The sequence below is a fragment of the Nonomuraea sp. MG754425 genome, assembly GCF_021699195.1.
Taxonomy (GTDB): Bacteria; Actinomycetota; Actinomycetes; order Streptosporangiales; family Streptosporangiaceae; genus Nonomuraea.
The window spans coordinates 1-20,841 of sequence record NZ_SSXE01000092.1; the positions used below are offsets into that span (position 1 = coordinate 1).

Consider the following 20,841-nt stretch of genomic DNA (forward strand, 5'->3'; position numbering starts at 1 on the left):
CCGACGTGGTGACCGCCCCGGAACCGGCCCCCCAGAAGGCGGAACGGAAGACGGAGCGGAAGGCGGAACCGCGTCCGGACGAGCCGCTCGACCTGGGCGGCGGCCCGGCGGCCCCGTCCGCCTCCTCGCTGCTGGCCCCGCGCCCCGTACGGGCCAGGCCCGCCCCCAAGCGCCGCCCGGACAACGCCCGCCCCCAGAAGGTGCGCCGCCGCAAGGAGCGGCACTACGACTGGGTCTGGGAGGTCGTCGGGTTCCTGCTCTGCGTGGCGATCGCGATGATCGTGTTCTTCTCCATGCCGATCTTCGCGGACCACTGACTCCCCGGCCGGTGAGCGGTGGCTCACCGGCCCTTCGTCGGCCCGGTCTCAGTCCGCCGACAGGATCAGGCCGCTGGTCGGCACGCCGGTCCCGGCCGTCACGAGGACGTTCGTGACGTTCGGAAGCTGGTTGACGGCGGTGCCCCTGACCTGGCGGACGGCCTCGGCGATGCCGTTCATGCCGTGGATGTACGCCTCCCCGAGCTGCCCGCCGTGCGGGTTGACCGGCAGGCGGCCGTCCAGCTCGATGCCGCCGTCCGCGAGGAACCCGGGCGCCTCGCCGCGCCCGCAGAAGCCCAGCTCCTCCAACTGGGTCAGGACGAACGGGGTGAAGTGGTCGTACAGGATGGCCGTCTGGATGTCGGCGGGTGACAGGCCCGAGAGCTCCCAGAGCCGCCGGCCGACGACCGACATCTCCGGCAGGCCGGTCAGGTCGTCGCGGTAGTAACTGGTCATCATCATCTGCCCGGCGCCCGCGCCCTGGGCGGCGGCGGTGATCAGGGCCGGCGACCGGCGCAGGTCGCGGGCGCGTTCGGCGGAGGTCACGACGATCGCCACCGCCCCGTCGCTCTCCTGGCAGCAGTCGAGCAGGTGCAGCGGCTCCGCGATCCACCGGGACGCCTGGTGCTCCTCCAGCGTGATCGGCCGTCCGTGGAACCAGGCGGCCGGGTTCGTGGCCGCGTGCCTGCGCATGGCCACCGCCACCCGGCCGAAGTCCTCGGAGGTGGCGCCGTACACGTGCATGTACCGGCGCGCGAACATGGCCACCCACGCCGCCGGGGTCATCAGCCCGAACGGCACGTGCCAGCTCATCTCCAGCCCCTGCGAGGTGGCCTGGCCGGTCAGGCCCGCGTTCGGCCGGCCGAAGCGGCGGCCCGAGCGCTCGTTGAACGCCCGGTAGCAGACGACCGTGCGGGCCGCGCCGGTGGCCACGGCCATGGCGGCGTGCGCGACGGTGCCGCAGGCCGCGCCGCCTCCGTACTCGACGCGGGAGAAGAAGGTCAGCTCGCCGATGCCGGTCTCCCTGGCGACGGCGATCTCCTGGTTGGTGTCCTGGGTGTAGGTGACCAGGCCGTCCACGTCGGCCGGGGACAGGCCCGCGTCGTCCAGCGCCGCCAGCACGGCCTCGGCGGCCAGGCGCAGCTCCGAGCGTCCGGACCGCTTGCTGAACTCGGTGGCGCCGATGCCGGCGATGGCCGCGCTCACGCGTCCTCCAACGTGACGGTGCCGGTGGCGTGCTCGCCCAGGCTCACCCTGCCGCGCACCTCGACGGTGACCTGGCCGCCCTCCCCCGCCACGACGGCCCCGCTGAAGGTCAGCCGGTCGCCGGCGTACGCGGGCACGCCGAGCCGGACGTCGATGCTCTTGACGACGGCCTGCGGGCCCGCCCAGTCGGTGACGTACCGCTCGACCAGGCCCATGGTGGTCAGGATGTTCAGGAAGATGTCCTTGGAACCCTGCGCGCGGGCGAGCGCCGTGTCGTGGTGCACCGGGGTGTAGTCCATGGTGGCCAGGGCCGTGGAGATGACCATGGTGGGGGTGAGGTCGATCGACAGCTCGGGCAGCGCGTCGCCGATCATGGCTGCTCCGGCGCCCACACGGGCAGCACGAGCCGGTCGTCCATCCGGCGGTACGTCACGCGTAACGGCATGCCGATCCTCACTTCCTCGACGGGGCAGTCCACGACGTTGCCCACCATCCGCACGCCTTCCGGCAGCTCCACCACGCCCACCACGAACGGCGTCCGCCTGCCCGGCACCGGCGGATGGTGGTGCACGACGTAGCTGAAGAGGCTGCCCGTGCCGCTCGCGAGCCGGTAGGCGCGCTCGGCCGAGCGGCAGCGGGGGCACAGCGGGCCGGGCGGGTGGCGCAGCTCGCCGCAGTCGGCGCAGGACTGGATGCGCAGCTCGCCCCGCCCGACGCCGTCCCAGAAGAACTCGGTGTCCTGGTTGACGGCGGGCTGCAGCGGGTACGGCGGGCGCTCGGCGACCTTCGCCGGCGGGCGGAACTTCAGCACCCGGAACATCATCTCCGCGACCGGCTCGTCGTCCTCGCTGTACCAGGTGATGTTCCAGGTGGCGAAGAAGCCGACGCCGAGAGCCGTGCGCTTGGGTCCCGCCAGGCCGGAGAACCTGGTGGCGGGGGTGAGCCGTTCCCCGACCCGGACGTAACGGTGGTAGGTCTGCTCGCAGTTCGTCGCCACGACGCCCGTGTAGCCGTTGCCGTCGAGCGCGATCATCATGTCGTCCACCGGCGAGCGGTCCTTGGGGCCGTGGCGCAGGCCGGGCATGGTCCACACCTGGGCCATCGCGGGCGGGGCCAGGCCCTGTTCGAGGTAGCGCGGGTGCTCGTCGCCCATGGCGGTCAGCCAGTGCCTGATCATGGGGACGTTCACGGGGTCGGCGGCCGGGGCGCCGCGCACCTCGCCCAGGGCGGCCTGCTTGCCCGCGAGCTCGTGCAGCTCCCCGTCCGTCAGCGCCCCGGTCCCGGTCCGTTCGCTCATCGGGGCGGCCTCGGCAGGCTCAGGCCGAGCATGGCGATCAGCTCGCGCTGCACCTCGTTCACCCCGCCGCCGAACGTCAGCACCACCGCGCCCTTCACGCCGTGGTCCATGCGTTCGAGCAGCTCGGCCGTCTCCGGGTCGGCCGGATCGCCGTACCTGGCCAGCACGTCCCCGACGATCCGGCCGATCTCCTGCATGCGCTCGGAGCCGTAGATCTTGGTGGCCGACGCGTCGGGGGCGCCGAGCCAGCCGAGGCCCATGTTCGCCGCCACCTGCCAGTTGAGCAGCTCGTTCGTGCGGAAGGCGGCCCAGATCCCGGCCAGCGCCCGCCGCACGTCGGGGTTGGCGTCCAGGCCGGTGCGGCGGGCCCAGGCGCGGAAGCGGTCGTAGGTCTGGCCGAGGTTGCCGGCCGGGCCGAGCGTGACACGCTCGTGGTTGAGCTGGTTGACGATCAGGTCCCAGCCCCGGTCCACCTCGCCGACCACCATGTCCGCCGGGACGCGCACGTCGGAGTAGTAGGTGGCGTTGGTGTGGTGGCGGCCGTCCATGGTGGTGATCGGCGTCCAGGAGAAGCCGGGGTCGTCGGTGGAGGCGATCATCATCGTGATGCCCTTGTGCTTCTTGACCCCGGGGTTCGTCCGGGCGGCGAGCCAGATGTACTGGGCGTAGTGGGCGCCGCTGGTGAAGACCTTCTGGCCGTTGACGACGTAGTGATCGCCGTCGAGCACCGCCGTCGTGCGCAGTGCGGCCAGGTCGGTGCCCGCCTCCGGTTCGCTGTAGCCGATCGCGAAGTGGCACTCGCCGGCCAGGATGCGCGGCAGGAAGTGCTCCTTCTGCCCCTCGGTCCCGTACTGCATGAGCGTGGGCCCGACGGTCTGCACGGTGATGATGGGGTACGGCACCCCGGCGCGGGCGATCTCGTTGGCGAAGATCTGCTGCTCCAGGGGGCCGTAGCCGCTGCCGCCGTACTCCTTGGGCCAGCCGAGGCCCAGCTTGCCGTCACGGCCGAGACGGCGGCAGTGCTCCATGTACGCCTCGCCGAACGGGTCCTCAGTGATCTTGGCGCGGTCCTCGGCGGTGAGGCAGCCCTGGAAGTACTCGCGCAGTTCGGCGCGCAGCCCGTGCTGCTCGGGGGTGAGGTCGATGAGCATCAGACGAGCGCTCCGATCAGGTCGAGCTGGGCGTCGGCGCCGCCGAGCAGGTGGGACAGGTGCCTGGCCTGGGCGAAGTAGCGGTGCAGCGGGTAGGTGACGTCGAGGCCGAGGCCGCCGTGCAGGTGCTGGCAGGTGTAGAGGGCCTTGAGCGCCTCGCCCACGTGGTACGCGGCCAGCGCCAGGTCCTCGTCGGCCGGCAGCCCCTCGCCCAGCCGCCAGGCCCCGGACCACATGGCCACGTCCAGCGCCCTGGCGGCGATGTAGACGTCGGCGATCTGCATCGTCACGGCCTGGAACTCGGCCAGTGCCCGGCCGAACTGCCGGCGCTGCCTGATGTAGGAGGTGGTCAGCTCCAGCGCCCCGGCCAGCACCCCGCTGGCCTGCGCGGTGACGGCCGCCATGAGGACGCGCCGCGCGTCCGGGACCGCCTCGGGGCCGGCCACCCGTTCCGCCGGGGTGCCGTCCAGCACGATCGTGGCGGCGGGCTCCCCGGTGGAGGTGTGCTCGGGCGCCGCGTCCGGGGAGGTGACCAGGAACAGGCCCGCGTCGGCGGTGACCAGCACCTCGGGCGCGGGGTGGGGCACCGAGACCTTCCGCCCGGTCAGGACCCACCCGTCCCCTCCGTCCGGACGCGTGGCGCTGGTCGTGGGCGGGTCGGCGAGGGCGCGGCCGGGCTCGCGGACGGCCAGGGTGAGACGGCCGGGGCGGCGGCCTCGCCGATCGGGGCCGGCCTGGCGGGCCAGGAGCAGCGTGGCGGCCAGCGTCGGCAGCGCGGGCACCATGGCCGCCCGCGCGCCCACCTCCCGCAGCACCACGGCCAGCTCCACCGGTCCGAGCCCGGCCCCGCCCGCCTCCTCCGGCAGGCACACGTCCATCAGGCCGGTCTGCCGCAGCCGCTCCTCGGCCTCTTCTCCGGCGAGGACCTCGGCGGCCAGTTTCTTCAGTTCCTGCTGGGTTTCGTCCAGGTTGAAATCCACTACGTCTCCAAGAGGTGTTGCCTGCCGTGCCGTACGAACTCCTCCTCGATCACCTTCACGTCCGCCTCCGTCAGCGGCCTGAGCCCGCCGGGAGCGCGCAGCCACACCGGGTCGGCGGTGCGCCAGGCGTCCCGGGCGAGGTGCCGCTTGACGACCTTGTGGGAGGCCGTCTGCGGCAACTCACGACATAAGCGGATGTAGCGGGGCAATGACTTGACGCCCAGGTCGCGACGCGAGGCCAGGAACGCGGCGAACGCCTCCGGGTCGAAGGCCCCCTCCAGCACGAGCGCCGCCATGACCTGGTCACCCGCCGCCGCGTCGGGCACCGGGTACACCGCCGCCTCCACCACCCCGCCGAACTCCCGCAACGCCGCCTCGATGGGCGCGACCGCCAGGTTCTCGCCGTCCACGCGCAGCCGTTCCGTGCCCCGGCCCGCGAAGAACACGTAGCCGTCGGCGTCCGTGTAGGCGAGGTCGCCGGACCAGAACGCGCCGTCCCTGACCCGTTCGGCGTCCGCGGCCGGGTCGTTGTAGTAGCCCTCGAACAGGCCGAGCCCGGCCGTGTTGACCAGTTCGCCGACGGCCTCGTCCGGGTTGAGCAGGCGGCCGTCCTCGATCCGGGCGGGCGGGCAGGGCCGGGCGGTGAAGGGGTCGAGGATGCGCACGCCCTCGGGCAGGCGGCCGAGGCAGCCCGGCGGGCCCGCGGGGTCGGGGGTGAGCGAGATGGCGGTCTCGGTGGAGCCGAAGGCGTCGACGACCAGGCAGCCGAACCGTTCCCCGAACCTCCTGGTGGCCACCGCGCTGCCCTCGTTCCCGAACGCGATCTTCAGCGGGTTGGCGGCGTCGTCCGGGCGTTCCGGGGTGGCCAGCACGTAGGAGAGCGCCTTGCCCACGTAGTGGAGGTAGGTGCAGCCGTACCGTCTGAGGTCGGGCAGCAGCCCCGTGGCCGAGAAGCGCCGCCGCAGCACCAGCGCCGCCCCGGACGCGACGGCGGGGGCGTAGGCGGCCATCAGCGCGCCGGAGTGGAACAGCGGCATCGAGCAGTAGACGACGTCCTCGGGGGTGAGCAGGGCCGCCAGGCTCGCGCCGGGCACGGCCAGCTTGCGCTGCGTGATCCGCACCGCCCGGGGGCGGCCGGACGTCCCGGACGTGAAGACCAGCATCACCAGGTCCCCCGGAGCGCCCGCCCCGGGGGCGGCGGTCTCGGGTGCGGCGGTCTCGGGCGTGAGGGGTTGTGCGGCCACCCCCAGGGCCGCGCCGATCGCCCGTCCGGCCGGCGCGTGGGGCTCGTCGGCCAGGACGAGGCGGACGTCGGTGGCCCGGGCGTCGCGGATCAGCTCGTCCACCGGCCGCGTCGGGTTCAGCGCCACGACCACGTGCCCGGCCAGCGCCGCGCCGCCGATCAGGAAGACGAGTTCGGGAACGTTCTCGCTCAGCACCCCGACGTGCGAGCCCGGCCCGTACGCGGACAACCGGGCGCCGGCGGCCCGGCAGGCGGCGACGTGCTCGCGCCACGTCCAGACCCTGCCCTCGAACACGAGCCCCGGCCGGTCGTCCCCGGCCCGTGCGAGCAGCAGGGAGGCGAGCGTGTCCGCGATCATCGCTCCTCCAGCAAGCGCTAGGTAAGCCAAATCGCAAACTAGAACAGATTCTAATAGCTGTCCAGTGGCCACCCACCGCGATAAGTCCAGATATATCCGTGTAACGCCAGAGACATGGGCGTATACGGCCGGTTTGTGACCGGCGAGTAACAAGCCGCGTTATCGAGAAATCAGATAACGTGTTCTTATGCGTACCACGCACGCCGCGACCGCAGCACCCCCCAGCGATACCGAGGGGACCATGGAAAGTCACCCCCCACCGGGCGGGCACAGCGTCCGTACACGCAGCCAGCACCAACGCCGCAAGCGCATCGTCCAGGCCGCCGCCGCGCTCGCCTCGCGCGGTGGTGTCGAGGCCATGCAGATGCGCACGGTGGCCGAGCGCGCGGGTGTGGCGCTCGGCACGCTCTACCGCTACTTCCCGTCCAAGATGGACCTCGTCGTCGCCGTGGTGGGCGAGGAGATCGATCTGCTGGAGAGCAGCATCGAGCGCCGCCCGCCCGGGGCCACCACCCCGGCCAGCCGCGCCGTCGACGTGCTGATGCGGGCCACGCGCGGGCTCATGCGCGAACCCGAACTGGCCGACGCGCTCATCCGGTCGCTGATCCTGGCCGAGGTGCAGACCCCCTTCGGCGACCGCATGACGGGGTTGCTGCTGCGGGTCGCCGCCGACGGGCTGACACTGGAGGACGCCCGCGAGGATCAGATCGACCTCGCCGGGTCGCTGTCCAGCGTGTGGGTGCAGGAACTGCTGGAGATGCTCCGCGGGCGGCGCACGTACGACCAGATCCAGCGCCGTATCGAGGCTGCCGCCGCCCGCCTGTTCGCCGACATCTGAGCGCGTCCCCCGCCGCGGGACAGGGGTTGTGGCGGGGTCGTGGCGGGAAAAGGAAAGCCCGAATCGGCCGGACAGCGGGGCAGACGTCACCGTTCTGTCGGTGGCGGCAGCTATACAGGGGGTATGACCGACAAGCCGATGAACGAGGATTTCCTCCGGCTGGCTGATCCCATGCGGCGTGAGCTGCTGGCGCACTGTTACCGCATGATGGGTTCGGTGCACGATGCCGAGGACCTCGTGCAGGAGACGTATCTACGCGCGTGGCGCGGCTACGACAACTTCGAGGGGCGCTCCTCCCTGCGCACCTGGCTCTACCGCATCGCCACCACCGCCTGCCTGACGGCGATCGACAGCCGCGGCCGGCGTCCGCTCCCCACCGGGCTGGGCGCGCCGAGCCTGGAGGCGTCCGCTCCCCTGGTCCAGGATGGCGAGGTGCCCTGGCTGGAGCCGGTGCCCGACAGCCTCGTGGGCGCGGGCGGCGACGACCCGGCCGCGATCGTGACCGCGCGCGAGAGTATCCGGCTCGCGCTGGTCGCCGCGCTGCAACATCTGCCGCCCCGCCAGCGCGCGGTGCTGATCCTGCGCGACGTGCTGAGGTGGAAGGCCGCCGAGGTGGCCGAGGCCGTCGGCGTCTCGACCGCGGCCGTCAACAGCATCCTGCAGCGGGCCAGGGCGCAGCTCAGCGAGGTGGCGCCGAGCCTCGACGACCCGGTGCAGCCGCTCACGCAGGAGCAGCAGGCGACTCTCGACCGCTATGTGGCGGCGTTCGAGAACTACGACGTCGACAGCCTGGTCGAGCTGTTCACCAAGGACGCGATCTGGGAGATGCCGCCTTTCGTCGGCTGGTACCAGGGGCCGGAGACGATCACGGACCTGGTCAGGCACCAGTGTCCGGCCGAGCGGGCGGGCGATCTCAAGCTGGTGCCGATCTCGGCCAACGGCCAGCCGGCCTTCGCCCTCTACCACCTCCAGGACGGCGTCCACCGGCAGTTCGCGATCATGATTCCGACGTTCTCCGGCGAGCGGATCAGCCACGTCGGGATGTTCTTCGAGGAGTCGCTGTTCGAGACGTTCGGGCTTCCGCCCAAGTGGGAGGGTTCCGAAACAAAGTAGAACGCGTTACAGTCGCGCCAGAGCGTCGTTCTGGAGGCGGCCATGAGCACACCGGTCATAGTCGAGGCTGTTCGCACGCCCATCGGCAAGCGCGCGGGATGGTTGTCCGAGCTCAAACCGCAACAGGTTCTGGCTCACGCCCTGAACGGGCTGGTCAAGCGGTCGGGGCTCGATCCGGCGGTCGTCGACCAGGTGTTCGCCGGTTGCGTGACCCAGGCCGGTGAGCAGGGCGGTCACATCGGCAGGCACGCGTGGCTGTATGCCGGGCTGCCGTACCAGACCGGGGTGACCACGGTCGACGCCCAGTGCGGCTCCTCCCAGCAGGCGGTGCACCTGGCGGCGGCGATGATCGGCGCGGGCGTGATCGAGGCCGGCGTCGGCTGCGGGGTCGAGGTCATGAGCCGGGCTCCGCTGGGCAGCAACGTGCTGCCCGCGCGGCCCAGGCCGGACGACTGGAACATCGACCTGCCCGACCAGTTCACCGCCGCCGAACGCATCGCGCGGCGGCGCGGGCTCACCCGCGAGCGGCTCGACTGGTTCGGGGCGCGTTCGCAGCGGCTGGCCGGCAAGGCGTGGGCCGACGGGCGGTTCGAGCGGGAGATCGTCCCCGTCGGCGACGTACGCAGGGACCAGGGTCTGCGCGAGACCACCGTCGAGGGCTTGGCCCGGCTGAAGCCGGTGATCGATGACGGGCTGCACACGGCCGGCACGTCCTCGCAGATCTCCGACGGCGCTTCGGCCGTGCTGGTGATGAGCGAGCAGGCGGCGCGCCGGCATGGGCTGCGGCCCAGGGCCAGGATCCTGGCGCAGGCGCTGGTCGGGGCGGAGCCGTACTATCACCTCGACGGGCCCGTCCAGGCCACGGCGCGCGTGCTGGACCGGGCCGGCATGACGATCGGCGACATCGACAGGTTCGAGGTGAACGAGGCGTTCGCCTCGGTGGTGCTGTCCTGGGCGAGCGTGCACCAGCCCGACCTCGACCGGGTGAACGTCAACGGCGGCGCGATCGCGCTCGGCCACCCCGTGGGCGCCACGGGCGCGCGGCTGATCACCACGGCGCTGCACGAGCTGGAACGCTCGGACTCGGCGACCGCGCTGGTCACGATGTGCGCGGGCGGGGCGCTGTCCACGGCCACCATCCTGGAACGGGCGAGTTGACCGGGGGCCCGGTGCACGGCGCCGCGGCCCTCGGGAACCGCTGAGAGGCATGTCGATCGGGGGAAAGATGAAGTCCAGGCGCAGGCCGTACGCGGAGCAGCGGCCGCAGGAACTCGGCGGCGGGGTGTGGAGCGTGCCGGTGCCGATCCCCGGCAACCCGCTCGGCTACACGCTCGTCTACGCCATCGACTCGCCCAGGGGCCCCGTGCTGGTCGACGCCGGCTGGAACCATCCCGAGGCGTGGGAGGCGCTCAGCGGCGGCCTGGCCGCTCTCGGGCTGGACGTGGGCGCGGTGAGCGGGGTGGTCGTCACCCATTTCCATCCCGACCACGCCGGGCTGGCCGGTCAGGTGCGGCAGGCTTCCGGCGCCTGGATCGCCATGCACGAGAGCGACGCGGCGCTGGTCCGGCTGATGAACGAGGTCGCCGCCGGCGAGCAGGCGGCGTTCCAGGCCGACATGCTCAGGCGGGCCGGGGCCGATCCCGGCGAGGCCAGGCAGGCCATGGGCGAGCGACCGGCTCCGCCCGCGCCGCCCGACCGCGAACTGCGCGACGGCGACCTCATCGACCTGCCGGGCCGCAAGCTGCGGGCCGTGCACACCCCCGGCCACACGCCGGGGCACATCTGCCTGCACCTGGAGGACGCCGACCGGCTGTTCACCGGCGACCACGTGCTCCCCGACATCACTCCGCACATCGGGATCTATCCCTACGACCGTGACGACGTCGATCCCCTGAACGACTTCCTGGAGTCCCTGGACCGCGTGAGCGACCTCGGCCCCCTCGACGCCCTGCCCGCCCATGAGTGGATATTTCCTGATGTGGCCACGCGAGCCGCCGAGATCCGCCACCATCACGAGGAGAAGCTCGAACGGCTGCGCGCCCTCCTGGTCCAGCGGCCGCAACCGCTGACCATCTGGGAGGTCGCCGCGATGATGACGTGGAACAGGCCGTGGGACGACCTGGCCCCCGTGCTCAGAGGCATGGCGGCCGGTGAGGCCGCCGCCCACCTGCGTGCCCTGGAGGCCAGAGGTCAGGTGCGCCGCGTCCCCGGGGTCGATGCGGTCCGCTTCCAAGCCCTAGACTCCTAGACATCCGATGTCTAGGGAGAAAAGTGTGGCGGTCACCGACGCGGCCATCGACAAGATCAAGCAGATGATCCTCTCCGGCGAGCTGGCGCCCGGCGATCGGCTGCCGAAGGAGGCCGACCTCGCCGAACGGCTCGGCCTGTCACGCAACTCGCTGCGCGAGGCCGTGCGCGCGCTGGCGCTGATCAACGTCCTCGACGTGCGGCAGGGCGACGGCACGTACGTCACCAGCCTGGAGCCCAGGCTGCTGCTCGACACCATGTCCTTCGTGCTCGACCTGCACCGCGACGACACGGTGATCCAGTTCTTCGAGGTGCGCCGCATCCTCGAACCGGCCGCCACGGCGCTGGCGGCCGAGCAGATGACCGAGACCGACATCGAGGAGCTGCGGGTGATACTCGAGTCGCTGCCCGCGCGGCCCACGGTGGAGGAACTGGTGGCCAACGACCTGCAGTTCCACCGGCGGATCGCGCAGGGGTCGGGCAACAGCGTGTTGTGCTCGTTCATCGAGAGCCTGTCGGGCCCGACCACCCGGGCGCGGATCTGGCGCGGGCTCACCCAGGAGGGGGCGATGGAGAAGACCCGCGAGCAGCACACCGCGATCTACGAGGCCATCGCCGCCCGGCAGGCCGACGTCGCCAGGTCGTGGGCGACCGTGCACGTGGCGGGCGTGGAGTCGTGGCTGCAGCGGGCACTGGAGCTCGACTGACCACCGGCGATACACATCGGAGGACTCCTCACTGGCCGGCCCCAGGAAGATGTGGGTCCCGTATCGGCTGGTGATCGGGGTGCGTGCCAGCGGGTAGGACCGGTCATGTGTCCGACAAACTCGCGAAATACCGGAGCAAACGCGACCCGAAACGTACCCCAGAACCCATCCCCGACGCCCCCTCCGCCGCCCCCGGCGGGAACGCGTTCGTCATCCAGGAGCACCACGCGCGGTCCCTGCACTGGGACCTGCGCCTGGAACGCGACGGCGTACTCGTCTCCTGGGCCGTGCCCAAGGGCCTGCCCGCCGACCCCGGCACCAACCACCTGGCCGTGCAGACCGAGGACCACCCGATGGAGTACCTCACCTTCCACGGCGAGATCCCGCAGGGCGAGTACGGCGGCGGCAGCATGACCGTCTGGGACACCGGCACGTACGAGACGGAGAAGTGGTCCGAGCGCGAGGTCAAGGTGGTCCTGCGCGGCGAGCGGGCCGCCGGCCGGTTCGTGTTGTTCCGCACGCGCGGCAAGAACTGGATGATCCACCGCATGGGCGCCCCGGTCCGCGACCCGTTCCCGCCCGTGGAGCCCATGCTGCCGCTCGCGCGCGTCCGGCTCCCGAAGGACGTCCCGGCCTACGCCTTCGAGTTCGCCTGGGGCGGGCGGCGGCTGCTGGTGCCCATCGACGGCGGGCGCACGGACGCCGCCCGCGAGCATCCGTGGCTGCGCGGGCTGGCGGAGTCGTTCGGCAGCCGCACGGCGGTCCTGGACGGGGAGGTGGCCACCCTCGGCGGGGCGGAGATCCTGCTCTTCTACGACCTCCTGTACGACGACGGACGGTCGCTGGTGCGGGAGCCGTACACGGCGCGCCGGGCGGCGCTGGAGGCGCTCGGCCTGGCCGGGGCCCACTGGCAGACCGCGCCGTCCTGGCCGGGGGAGGCGGAGGCGGTATGGCGGGCGGCGCGCGAGCAGGGGCTGCCGGGGGTGGTGGCCAAGCGGCTGGACTCGCCGTACCGGCCGGGGCCGTCGAAGTCCTGGCTGTTCATCCCGTCCTGACCTACCCCACGAGATCGGCGCACGCCGTCGACGGGACCGACCTGAAACGGACCGGCCGCGCAAGACCGGCGCACGTCGTTGACCAGGCCAACCCGACGCGAACCAGCCGCACGCTCACCGGCACACCATCAACAAGGCCAGCCCGAAGCGAACCGACCACACGCTCACCGGCACACACCGTTGACCGGGCCGGCCCGATGCGGACCGGTCGGGTGAGAGGGGCCTCAGCTCTTCCCGGCCAGTAGTCCCTCGCTCTCCAGTTCCGCCCACAGCTCCTCGGGCACCGGCCGCGAGCACAGTTCGGCGTTGCGGGTGACCTCCTCGGCCGTGCGGGCTCCCAGGACGATCGTGGAGATCGCCGGGTGCCGCAGCGGGAACGCCATCGCGGCGTGGGGCAGCGTGACGTCGTGGCGTTCGCAGACCCGCGCGATCCGCGCCGCCCGTGCCAGCAGGTCCTCCGGCGCGGGCAGGTAGTTGTAGGTGCCCGACGGCTCGTGCGTGGCCAGGATGCCGCTGTTGAACACCCCGGCGGCCAGCACCTGGACGCCCCGTTCCGCGCACTCGTCCAGCAAAGGCAGGCCCGACTGGTCGAGCAGCGTGTAGCGCCCGGCCAGCATGACGACGTCGATGCCGGTCTCCCGGACGAAGCGCAGCGGCGCCTGCCACTGGTTCATGCCGACGCCGATCGCCCGCACCCGGCCCTCGTCGCGCAGTTCGGCCAGCGCCGGGTACGCCTCGGCGATCGCCTGGTCCACGTGGTCGTCGGGGTCGTGGATGAGCGCGATGTCCACGGCCGGCAGCCCGAGGCGGGCCAGGGAGTCGTCGAGGGAGGCGCGCACGCCGTCGCGCGAGAAGTCCCACACCCGCTCCAGGTCGCCGGAGACCTCGAAGACGTCGTCGTCGCGGCCGTTCCCGGACGCCTTCGGCCGCAGCAGGCGGCCCACCTTCGTGGACAGGAGGTATCCCGACCGGTCCGCGAGGGCCGCGCCCATGCGCCGCTCCGACAGGCCCAGGCCATAGTGGGGCGCGGTGTCGTACAGGCGCACCCCGCTCTCCCAGGCGGCGTCCACGGTGGCGCGGGCCTGTTCCTCCGCGACCGTGTCGTAGAGGTTGCCGAGCGGTGCGCCGCCCAGGCCGTGGAGCGGCAGGTCGATTGCCATCAGTCTTGTGCCTTTCCGCCCGCGATCCTACTGATCATGAGGGCGATGAGGATGATCGAGCCGTAGATGACCGGCTGCCAGAAGCCGGACACCCCGATGAGGGTGAGGATGTTCTGGACCAGGCCGATCACCAGCACGCCGGTGAGCGCGCCGAGGATCGTGCCCTTGCCGCCGTCCATGCTGACGCCGCCGATGACGGCCGCGGCGAACACCATGAAGATCCAGCCGACGCCCTGGTTGTTGCCGATCGCGCCGAGGCGTCCGGTCTCCAGGATGCCGGCCAGTGCGGCGAGGGTCCCGCCCAGGATGAACACGCCGTACAACATCCGGTCCACCCGGATGCCGGCGGCGCGGGCCGCGTCGATGTTGCCGCCGATCGCGTAGAGGGCGCGGCCGATCCTGAGGTAGCCGAGCCCGAAGATGCCGGCCGCGAACAGCAGGCCGGAGATCCAGATGGCGGCCGGCAGGCCGAGCCACATGGCGCTGCCCAGGTAGAGGATCGAGGAGGGCAGCTCGAAGAGCGTCTTGCCCTCGGTCGGACCCTGCAGGAACCCGTGCACGATGATCAGCATGGCCAGCGTGACGATGAACGCCGAGAGCTGGAACCTGATGATCAGGAAGCCGTTGAACGCCCCGATCGCCGCCCCGACGAGCAGGGCCAGCGGGATCACCAGCGTCCCCGGCAGCCCGAGGCCGAAGCCGCCGGCCGCCGCCGGGATCACCAGCATCACCGCGATGGCCGGCGCGGTACCGACCGTGGACTCCAGCGAGAGGTCGAACTTGCCGGCGATCAGGATCATCGCCTCCGCCAGCACCAGCAGCGAGATGGCCGCCTGCTGCTGGAGCACGTTCGTCAGGTTGCCCGCCGTCAGGAAGGTCGGGTCGAGGAACGCGCCCACGACGAGGAGCAGCACGATCACCGGCACGAGCGTCAGGTCGCGGAACCTGGCCAGCCGCACCCGGGGGGCCGGCGCAGTCAAAGCAGTCACTCTTCAATGCCTTCCATCACGGCCACGAGCTCGTGGTCGGTCCAGCCACGCGGCACGTCCTTGACGACCCTGCCGTGGAACATCACCAGCACCCTGTCGCAGATCCGCAGGTCGTCGAGCTCGTCGGAGACCACCACGGCTCCCGCCCCGCGCCCGACCGCGTCCTCGACGGCTCCGAGCAGGGCCTGCTTGGCCTTGACGTCCACGCCCGCGGTCGGGTTGATCACCACCAGCACGGTCGGGTCGTCCACGAGCGCCCGTGCGAAGACGACCTTCTGCGCGTTTCCCCCGGACAGGTCGCCGACCGGCTGGTCGGGACCCTCCGTCTTGATGTCCAGCGCCTCGATCATCCGCTGGGCCCGGTCGCGACGCCTGGCCGGAGAGACCACGCCGTAGCGGCCGAGCTTGCGGGCGATCGGGAACGTGGCGTTCTCCCCCACCGACAGGAGGGGGACGAAGCCCTCGTGGTGGCGGTCCTCGGGCACGAACCCGAGGCCGGCCTTCATCGCGGCGGGCACGTCGCCCGGCCGGACCCGGTTGCCGTTCACCGCGACCGTGCCGGAGTCGGGGGCGCGCAGGCCGACGAGGGTCTCGGCCAGGCGCACCTTGCCGCTGCTCGCGGAGCCGGCCAGGCCGACGACCTCGCCCGATCTGACGGAGATGTCGATATCGGTGTAGCGGCCCGCCAGGCTGAGGCCCGCGCCCTCCAGCACCACCCGGTCGCCGGGGGTGCGCCGGCGCGCCTCGTACGCCGCCGTGGCCTCCCCCGTCATCGCCGCCACCAGCTCGTCGTGCGGGAGGTCGGCGACGGGCCTGGTCGTGACGTGCCGGGCGTCGCGGAAGACGGTGACGCTCTGGCAGATCTCGTAGACCTCGTCGAGGTGGTGGGAGATGTACATCATCGTGACGCCCTGCTCGCGCAGCGAGCGCATGCGCGTGAACAGCCGCTCGATGGCCGGGCCGTCCAGCCGGGCGGTCGGCTCGTCGAGGATGATGAACCGCGCGCCGAACGACAGCGCGCGGGCGATCTCCACGAGCTGGCGCTGCTCGACGCTCAGGTCGCCGGCCAGCGCCTGCGCGTCCACGTCCACCTCGTAGGTGTCCAGCAGCTCGCGTGCCCGGCTCCGCAGCGCCCGCCAGTTGATCGTGGCGCCTCCGGCGGACTGGCGGTTGAGGAAGAGGTTCTCGGCGACGGTGAGCGCCGGGATGATCGTGGACTTCTGGTAGACGCAGGCCACCCGCTGCCGCCAGGCGTCACGGTCGGCCAGGGCGGGCGCGCTCTCGCCGGAGAAACGCACCTCGCCCTCATCCGGCCGTTGCAGCCCCGTCAGGATCGACACGAGCGTGGACTTGCCCGCGCCGTTCCTGCCCACCAGCGCGTGGGTCTCGCCCTGCGCGATCGCGATCTCCGCGCCGTTCAGCGCGACGGTCGGGCCGAAGCGCTTGACCACGTTCCGGGCTTCAACGTGAATGCTCATCTACTTGACCTGGTTGCCCCAGAGAGCCTGGTCATCCACGTTCTCCTTGGTCACCAGCGGTGCGGGGAGCTGGTCCTCCAAGCCGTTCGGAAGCTGGATGATCGTGCTGTCGTGGTCGGTCGGGCCGGGCTTGAACGTCTTGCCCTCGCCGGCGGCCTTGGCGTAGAAGAGGGCGTACTTCGCGTACAGGTCGGCCGGCTGCGAGACGGTGGCGTCGATGTCGCCCTTGCGGATCGACTCGAACTCCTGCGGGATCCCGTCATTGGAGATCACGAAGATGTGCTTGGGGTCCTCCGGCGGGACGAGCAGGCCCTTCTGCTTGAGCACCTGCAGCGTCGGAGCCAGGTGCACGCCGCCCGCGTGCATGTAGATCCCCTTGATGTCCGGGTTCTGCTCCAGGCGGGTCTGCAGCATGGACGCCGCCTTGCTGCCCTCCCACTCGGTCGGCTCGCTGAACACGGTGATGCCGGGGAACTTCGTCTGCATGCACTCCAGGAACGCCTCCGACCTGTCGCGGCCGTTGATCGAGCTGAGCGCGCCCTGGAGCTGCACGACCTTGCCCTTGCCGCCGAGCTTCTCGCCGAGGAACTCGCACGCCTTGGTGCCGTACGCGCGGTTGTCCGCGCGCACGACCATGTAGACCTTGCCCTTGTCCGGACGGGTGTCCACGGTCACGACCGGGATCTTCTTGTTCTCCAGTTGCTGGAGCGTGTTGGCGATGGCGCCGGTGTCCTGCGGGGCCATGACGATGACCTTGGCGCCCTGGCCGGTCAGCGCCTGCACGTTGTTGACCAGCTTGGCCACGTCGTTCTGCGAGTTGGTGGCGGGCATGAGGTCCACCTTCAGCTCGCCGGCCATCTGCGGGACGTACTTGATGTAGGAGTTCCAGAAGTCGGAGTCGGCCCGCGGGTGGTCGATGCCGACCTTTCCGCCGCCGCTTCCTTCTCCCGTCGTGGTGCCTGAGCCACACGCGGTCACGACCGCCAAGAGGGCCGCTGCCGCGGCCGCCCGTCCGAACTTCATTTGGGGGGTACCTTCCTTTGTCGCTCGGCCCACTGGTCGGTGGGCCGGTGCCCGGACCGTGCCGCCTGGGAGTTCCACCTCCAGGCGGCGGGCCCGAGCCGTAGAGCTGCGTTGGGCCTGTCACCGGCGGGACCGGGTCACCTCTGGTTGACGTGACCCGAGCCCCGCGCCGACGGCTGGCCGGCGGGCCGGACTTTCAAGCCCTGCATGCCATCGGCTAGTTGGCGGGCCGGAGCCGCAGGCCCTGCATGCCGCCGTCCACCGCGATCGCGGTGCCGGTGGTCGAGGCGGACTCGGGGCTCGCCAGGTAGGCGATCGCCGCGGCCACCTCCTCCGCGCTCACCAGACGGCCCATCGGCTGTCTGGCGTTGAGCGCCGCCCGCTCCGCCGCGGGGTCATCGGCCGCCTCCAGCAGCCTGCCGACCCACGGCGTATCGGCGGTGCCCGGATTGACGCAGTTGACCCGGATGCCCTCACGGACGTGATCCGCCGCCATGGCCAGCGTCAACGACAACACCGCGCCCTTGGTGGCGCTGTAGAGCGCCCGCTGCGGCAGCCCGGCGGTCGCCGCGACCGAGCAGGTGTTCACGATCGCCGCCTGCTCGGACCTCCTCAGGTACGGCAGCGCCGCCCGCGCCACCCGGACCATGCCGAGCACGTTGACGTCGAACACCTTGTGCCACTCGGCGTCCGGATTGTCCTCGATGGTGCCCTGTGCCCCGATGCCCGCGTTGTTGACGAGCACGTCGATGCCGCCCAGCCGCTCGGCCGCCTCCGCCACCGCGGCCCGCACCTGCGCGTCATCGGTGACGTCGGCCTTGATCCCGATGAACGGCTCGCCGGGCGGGTTGAGATCCAGGCAGGCGACCGTCATGCCGCGCCCGGCCAGCGCGGTGGCCGCCGCCAGCCCGATCCCGGACCCGCCACCGGTCACGACCGCTTTCAAGCTCATGTCTCGTCCCTCCAGACCTCGCCGCCCGGGAAGGTGTGGGCGGCGATCGACTCCGCGTGCATCTCGGCGCTGAACCCCGGCCTGGACGGCGTCACGTACCGGCCGTCGCGGATCACCACCGGGTCCACGAAATGCTCGTGCAGATGGTCGACGTACTCGATCACCCGGCCGTCCATGGTCCCGGTGACCGCGACGTAGTCGAACATCGACAGGTGCTGCACCAGCTCGCACAGCCCGACCCCGCCCGCGTGCGGGCACACCGGCACGCCGAACTTGGCCGCCAGCAGCAGGATGGCCAGGTTCTCGTTGACGCCGCCGACGCGGGCCGAGTCGATCTGCACGAACGACAGGGCCTCGGCCTGCAGGAGCTGCTTGAACACGATGCGGTTCTGCACGTGCTCCCCCGTGGCCACCGGGACCGGGGCGATGCCCCTGGCGATGGCGGCGTGGCCGAGCACGTCGTCCGGGCTGGTCGGCTCCTCCACCCAGTGCGGCCGGAACTCGCGCAGCGCGTTGATCCACTCGATGCCCGAGCCGACGTCCCAGCGCTGGTTGGCGTCGATCGCGATCGGGAAGTCGGGCCCGCACACCTCGCGGGCCACCCGGAACCGCCGCCGGTCGTCCTCGAGATCGGCGCCGACCTTGAGCTTGATCTGCCCGAAGCCCTGCTCGATCGCCTCCTTGCAGAGCCGCCGCAGCTTCTCGTCGTCGTAGCCGAGCCAGCCGGGGGACGTGGTGTAGGCGGGATAGCCGTCCTGGATCAGCCGCTCGATCCGGCCGGCCTTGCCCGCCTCCTGGCCCTTCAGGATCTGGAGGGCCTCGTCCTTGGTCAGCGCGTCGCTCAGGTAGCGGAAGTCGATCAGCTCGACGATCTCCTCCGGCGACATCTCGGCCAGCAACCGCCACAGCGGCAGGCCCGCCCGCTTCGCCTTGAGGTCCCACAGGGCGTTGACCACGGCGGAGATCGCCATGTGCATGACGCCCTTCTCCGGGCCCAGCCAGCGCAACTGCGAGTCGTTGACCATGTCGCGGTAGAGGGCGCCGAGGTTCTCGACGTCCTTGCCGAGCACGTACGGCTGCAGCGCGCTGATGGCGGCGGTCTGGACGTCGTTGCCGCGCCCGATCGTGAACGCGAACCCGTGGCCCTCGTGCCCGTCGTCGGTCTTCAGCACGACGTACGCGGCGGAGTAGTCGGGGTCTGGGTTCATCGCGTCGGAACCGTCGAGCTCACGGGAGGTCGGGAAACGCACGTCGTGCGTCTCCATCCCCACGATCCGGTACGCGCCGGCCGCCTGCTCCGCGCCCTCGACCGCCGGCGCCGTCATGCCTGCCCCACCGTCTGGCGCTGGCGCCCCAGCCCTTCGATCTCCAGCTCCATTACGTCACCGGCGCGCAGGTACGGCTGGCCCGGCATCCCCATGGCGACGCCGGCCGGCGTGCCGGTGTTGATGACGTCGCCCGGCTCCAGCACCATGAACTGGCTCAGGTACCGCACGACCTCCGCCACGTCGAAGATCATGTTCTTGCTGTCGCCGTCCTGCCGCAGCTCGCCGTTCACCCAGAGCCGCATCGGCAGGTTCTGCGGGTCGCCCACCTCGTCGGCCGTCACCAGCCACGGGCCCAGCGGGTTGAACGTCTCGCACGACTTGCCCTTGTCCCACTGGCCGCCGCGCTCAAGCTGGAACTCACGCTCGGAGACGTCGTTGGAGATCGCGTACCCGGCGATCACACCGAGCGCCTCCTCCCGGCTGCCGAGGTAGCGGGCCTGCTGCCCGATGACCACGGCCAGCTCGACCTCCCAGTCGGTCTTCACGCTCGCCCTGGGCACGAGCACCTCGTCGTACGGGCCGACCATGGTGTTGCCGGCCTTCATGAACACGACGGGCTCGGCCGGCACGGCGGCACCGGACTCGGCGGCGTGATCGCTGAAGTTCAGGCCGATGCAGACGATCTTCCCGGGCCGCGCGATCGGCGCGCCGACCCTCAGCCCTTCGGTCTCGACCACGGGCAGGTCACCCCGCTCGAGCGCCTCGCGGACGCGCGCCACTCCCCCCGAGGAGAGGAAAGCCCCGTCGATCTCGGGCTCTCCGATGTCGCGCAGGTTACCGGCATCGTCCATGACCACCGGCCGCTCCTGACCGACGGGTCCTACTCTCAGCAGCTTCACACCGCGTCCTTCTTATCTATACATCGGATGTCTCGAATCACGATGCTCGTGCTGGGGGGTGGAGTGTGTCAAGGGTGACGAGACGGATACATCCGATCTGCCCCCTCGAAACCCGCCCTTAATGGATGCCTATGTCCTGTGAACCCACTTAACCCGCCCCACCCGCCACCGGCGACGGAGCCGACATCCTGTCCCCTCATACATCGGATCACAAACCCCCTTCCTTTCCCGACGGGACGAATCCAGCTCCGGGGCGTCGAGAGCGCGAGCGAGCCCGGAGTGCGGACCGACTGCGCGGGCGAGCCTCACGCGGCGGCGAGTCTTACGTGGCGGGCCGGCGAGTGCGACGCGCCCCGTGTGGCCGCCATGGACCGGCGGGCGTTTACATGGTCGGCGTGACGGTCGTGACCTGTGGCGCCGCTCCAACGGCAGACCGGCAGACATGCGCCGGCCACGCACGTCATGTGAGGCGATGGCCGCGTGAGCGGGTGGCGGAGCAAAGGCGGAGCAGGAACGATCCATGGCCGTCCTTGACGGTCGTACAGGGCCGTAATAGAACA

General features: G+C 71.3%; 19 protein-coding genes and 1 pseudogene. 7 read left to right on the plus strand and 13 right to left on the minus strand.

What is annotated here, in order from left to right; all coding sequences use genetic code 11:
- Window positions 1–317, plus strand: a pseudogene (locus FAF44_RS28675) (hypothetical protein); the annotation flags it as partial.
- A gap of 48 nt (window positions 318–365) precedes the next feature.
- Here FAF44_RS28675 and FAF44_RS28680 read toward each other — a convergent pair.
- From FAF44_RS28680 to FAF44_RS28705, 6 genes are read right to left on the minus strand one after another with little or no spacing between them, the layout of a single operon-like run.
- On the minus strand, window positions 366–1,523 hold the full coding sequence (locus FAF44_RS28680) for a lipid-transfer protein (protein WP_237106404.1): 1,158 nt from the start codon (window positions 1,521–1,523) through the stop codon (window positions 366–368).
- Window positions 1,520–1,897 carry a MaoC family dehydratase gene (locus FAF44_RS28685; protein ID WP_237106405.1) on the minus strand — a complete coding sequence of 126 codons (378 nt, stop codon included), beginning with the start codon at window positions 1,895–1,897 and terminating at the stop codon, window positions 1,520–1,522. Before FAF44_RS28685 ends, FAF44_RS28680 begins: the two co-directional genes overlap by 4 nt.
- Window positions 1,894–2,820: a bifunctional MaoC family dehydratase N-terminal/OB-fold nucleic acid binding domain-containing protein gene (locus FAF44_RS28690; protein WP_237106406.1), complete on the minus strand. Its 927-nt coding sequence runs from the start codon at window positions 2,818–2,820 to the stop codon at window positions 1,894–1,896. Before FAF44_RS28690 ends, FAF44_RS28685 begins: the two co-directional genes overlap by 4 nt.
- The gene (locus FAF44_RS28695; RefSeq protein WP_237106407.1) at window positions 2,817–3,971 is read right to left on the minus strand and encodes an acyl-CoA dehydrogenase family protein; all 1,155 of its coding nucleotides are present in this window, start codon (window positions 3,969–3,971) and stop codon (window positions 2,817–2,819) included. Before FAF44_RS28695 ends, FAF44_RS28690 begins: the two co-directional genes overlap by 4 nt.
- On the minus strand, window positions 3,971–4,951 hold the full coding sequence (locus FAF44_RS28700; protein WP_237106408.1) for an acyl-CoA dehydrogenase family protein: 981 nt from the start codon (window positions 4,949–4,951) through the stop codon (window positions 3,971–3,973). Before FAF44_RS28700 ends, FAF44_RS28695 begins: the two co-directional genes overlap by 1 nt.
- A complete protein-coding gene (locus FAF44_RS28705; RefSeq protein ID WP_237106409.1) occupies window positions 4,951–6,552 on the minus strand; it encodes an AMP-binding protein in 1,602 nt (533 codons plus the stop codon). The genes FAF44_RS28700 and FAF44_RS28705 overlap by 1 nt, the downstream gene beginning before the upstream one ends.
- A gap of 241 nt (window positions 6,553–6,793) precedes the next feature.
- Here FAF44_RS28705 and FAF44_RS28710 point away from each other — a divergent pair, with 241 nt between their 5' ends.
- The 6 genes from FAF44_RS28710 to FAF44_RS55970 all read left to right on the plus strand — a co-directional run bounded on the left by FAF44_RS28710 (window position 6,794) and on the right by FAF44_RS55970 (window position 12,512).
- Complete coding sequence (locus FAF44_RS28710; protein ID WP_237106410.1) at window positions 6,794–7,390, plus strand: TetR family transcriptional regulator; 597 nt, start codon at window positions 6,794–6,796, stop codon at window positions 7,388–7,390.
- A gap of 123 nt (window positions 7,391–7,513) precedes the next feature.
- Window positions 7,514–8,503 carry a sigma-70 family RNA polymerase sigma factor gene (locus FAF44_RS28715; protein WP_237106411.1) on the plus strand — a complete coding sequence of 330 codons (990 nt, stop codon included), beginning with the start codon at window positions 7,514–7,516 and terminating at the stop codon, window positions 8,501–8,503.
- A 42-nt stretch (window positions 8,504–8,545) separates the two neighbouring features.
- Window positions 8,546–9,661 (plus strand): steroid 3-ketoacyl-CoA thiolase, encoded by a 1,116-nt coding sequence (locus FAF44_RS28720; RefSeq protein WP_237106412.1) that lies wholly within the window; start codon window positions 8,546–8,548, stop codon window positions 9,659–9,661.
- 49 nt (window positions 9,662–9,710) lie between these two features.
- On the plus strand, window positions 9,711–10,751 hold the full coding sequence (locus tag FAF44_RS28725) for an MBL fold metallo-hydrolase (RefSeq protein ID WP_237106413.1): 1,041 nt from the start codon (window positions 9,711–9,713) through the stop codon (window positions 10,749–10,751).
- A 25-nt stretch (window positions 10,752–10,776) separates the two neighbouring features.
- Window positions 10,777–11,457: a FadR/GntR family transcriptional regulator gene (locus FAF44_RS28730; protein WP_237106414.1), complete on the plus strand. Its 681-nt coding sequence runs from the start codon at window positions 10,777–10,779 to the stop codon at window positions 11,455–11,457.
- A gap of 107 nt (window positions 11,458–11,564) precedes the next feature.
- Window positions 11,565–12,512, plus strand: coding sequence for a DNA polymerase ligase N-terminal domain-containing protein (locus tag FAF44_RS55970; protein ID WP_237106415.1), 948 nt, complete (start codon window positions 11,565–11,567; stop codon window positions 12,510–12,512).
- A gap of 224 nt (window positions 12,513–12,736) precedes the next feature.
- On the opposite strand, the gene FAF44_RS28740 is transcribed toward FAF44_RS55970, so the two are convergent.
- The 7 genes from FAF44_RS28740 to FAF44_RS28770 form a co-directional block, all read right to left on the minus strand.
- Window positions 12,737–13,672, minus strand: a complete 936-nt coding sequence (locus FAF44_RS28740; protein ID WP_237106416.1) for an aldo/keto reductase — start codon at window positions 13,670–13,672, stop codon at window positions 12,737–12,739.
- Complete coding sequence (locus tag FAF44_RS28745) at window positions 13,672–14,661, minus strand: ABC transporter permease (protein ID WP_308193398.1); 990 nt, start codon at window positions 14,659–14,661, stop codon at window positions 13,672–13,674. The genes FAF44_RS28740 and FAF44_RS28745 overlap by 1 nt, the downstream gene beginning before the upstream one ends.
- Entirely contained in the window at window positions 14,658–16,139 is a 1,482-nt protein-coding gene (locus FAF44_RS28750) for a sugar ABC transporter ATP-binding protein (protein WP_237106418.1), read from the minus strand. The genes FAF44_RS28745 and FAF44_RS28750 overlap by 4 nt, the downstream gene beginning before the upstream one ends.
- Window positions 16,140–17,162 (minus strand): sugar ABC transporter substrate-binding protein, encoded by a 1,023-nt coding sequence (locus tag FAF44_RS28755; protein ID WP_237106419.1) that lies wholly within the window; start codon window positions 17,160–17,162, stop codon window positions 16,140–16,142. It abuts the gene before it with no gap.
- A 217-nt stretch (window positions 17,163–17,379) separates the two neighbouring features.
- A complete protein-coding gene (locus FAF44_RS28760; protein WP_237106420.1) occupies window positions 17,380–18,114 on the minus strand; it encodes an SDR family NAD(P)-dependent oxidoreductase in 735 nt (244 codons plus the stop codon).
- A complete protein-coding gene (locus FAF44_RS28765) occupies window positions 18,111–19,439 on the minus strand; it encodes an L-fuconate dehydratase (protein ID WP_237106421.1) in 1,329 nt (442 codons plus the stop codon). Before FAF44_RS28765 ends, FAF44_RS28760 begins: the two co-directional genes overlap by 4 nt.
- On the minus strand, window positions 19,436–20,233 hold the full coding sequence (locus tag FAF44_RS28770; RefSeq protein WP_272895146.1) for a fumarylacetoacetate hydrolase family protein: 798 nt from the start codon (window positions 20,231–20,233) through the stop codon (window positions 19,436–19,438). The genes FAF44_RS28765 and FAF44_RS28770 overlap by 4 nt, the downstream gene beginning before the upstream one ends.
- Window positions 20,234–20,841 lie beyond the last annotated feature (608 nt).

Excerpts from the sequence above, each read along its gene's own strand:
- FAF44_RS28695 (WP_237106407.1), bottom strand. The coding sequence starts at position 3,971 with ATGCTCATCGACCTCACCCCCGAGCAGCACGGGCTGCGCGCCGAACTG.
- FAF44_RS28765 (WP_237106421.1), bottom strand. The coding sequence starts at position 19,439 with ATGACGGCGCCGGCGGTCGAGGGCGCGGAGCAGGCGGCCGGCGCGTAC.
- FAF44_RS28705 (WP_237106409.1), bottom strand. The coding sequence starts at position 6,552 with ATGATCGCGGACACGCTCGCCTCCCTGCTGCTCGCACGGGCCGGGGAC.
- FAF44_RS28725 (WP_237106413.1), top strand. The coding sequence starts at position 9,711 with ATGTCGATCGGGGGAAAGATGAAGTCCAGGCGCAGGCCGTACGCGGAG.
- FAF44_RS28760 (WP_237106420.1), bottom strand. The coding sequence starts at position 18,114 with ATGAGCTTGAAAGCGGTCGTGACCGGTGGCGGGTCCGGGATCGGGCTG.
- FAF44_RS28720 (WP_237106412.1), top strand. The coding sequence starts at position 8,546 with ATGAGCACACCGGTCATAGTCGAGGCTGTTCGCACGCCCATCGGCAAG.
- FAF44_RS28685 (WP_237106405.1), bottom strand. The coding sequence starts at position 1,897 with ATGATCGGCGACGCGCTGCCCGAGCTGTCGATCGACCTCACCCCCACC.
- FAF44_RS28690 (WP_237106406.1), bottom strand. The coding sequence starts at position 2,820 with ATGAGCGAACGGACCGGGACCGGGGCGCTGACGGACGGGGAGCTGCAC.
- FAF44_RS28755 (WP_237106419.1), bottom strand. The coding sequence starts at position 17,162 with ATGAAGTTCGGACGGGCGGCCGCGGCAGCGGCCCTCTTGGCGGTCGTG.
- FAF44_RS28770 (WP_272895146.1), bottom strand. The coding sequence starts at position 20,233 with ATGGACGATGCCGGTAACCTGCGCGACATCGGAGAGCCCGAGATCGAC.
- FAF44_RS28715 (WP_237106411.1), top strand. The coding sequence starts at position 7,514 with ATGACCGACAAGCCGATGAACGAGGATTTCCTCCGGCTGGCTGATCCC.
- FAF44_RS28740 (WP_237106416.1), bottom strand. The coding sequence starts at position 13,672 with ATGGCAATCGACCTGCCGCTCCACGGCCTGGGCGGCGCACCGCTCGGC.
- FAF44_RS28750 (WP_237106418.1), bottom strand. The coding sequence starts at position 16,139 with ATGAGCATTCACGTTGAAGCCCGGAACGTGGTCAAGCGCTTCGGCCCG.
- FAF44_RS28710 (WP_237106410.1), top strand. The coding sequence starts at position 6,794 with ATGGAAAGTCACCCCCCACCGGGCGGGCACAGCGTCCGTACACGCAGC.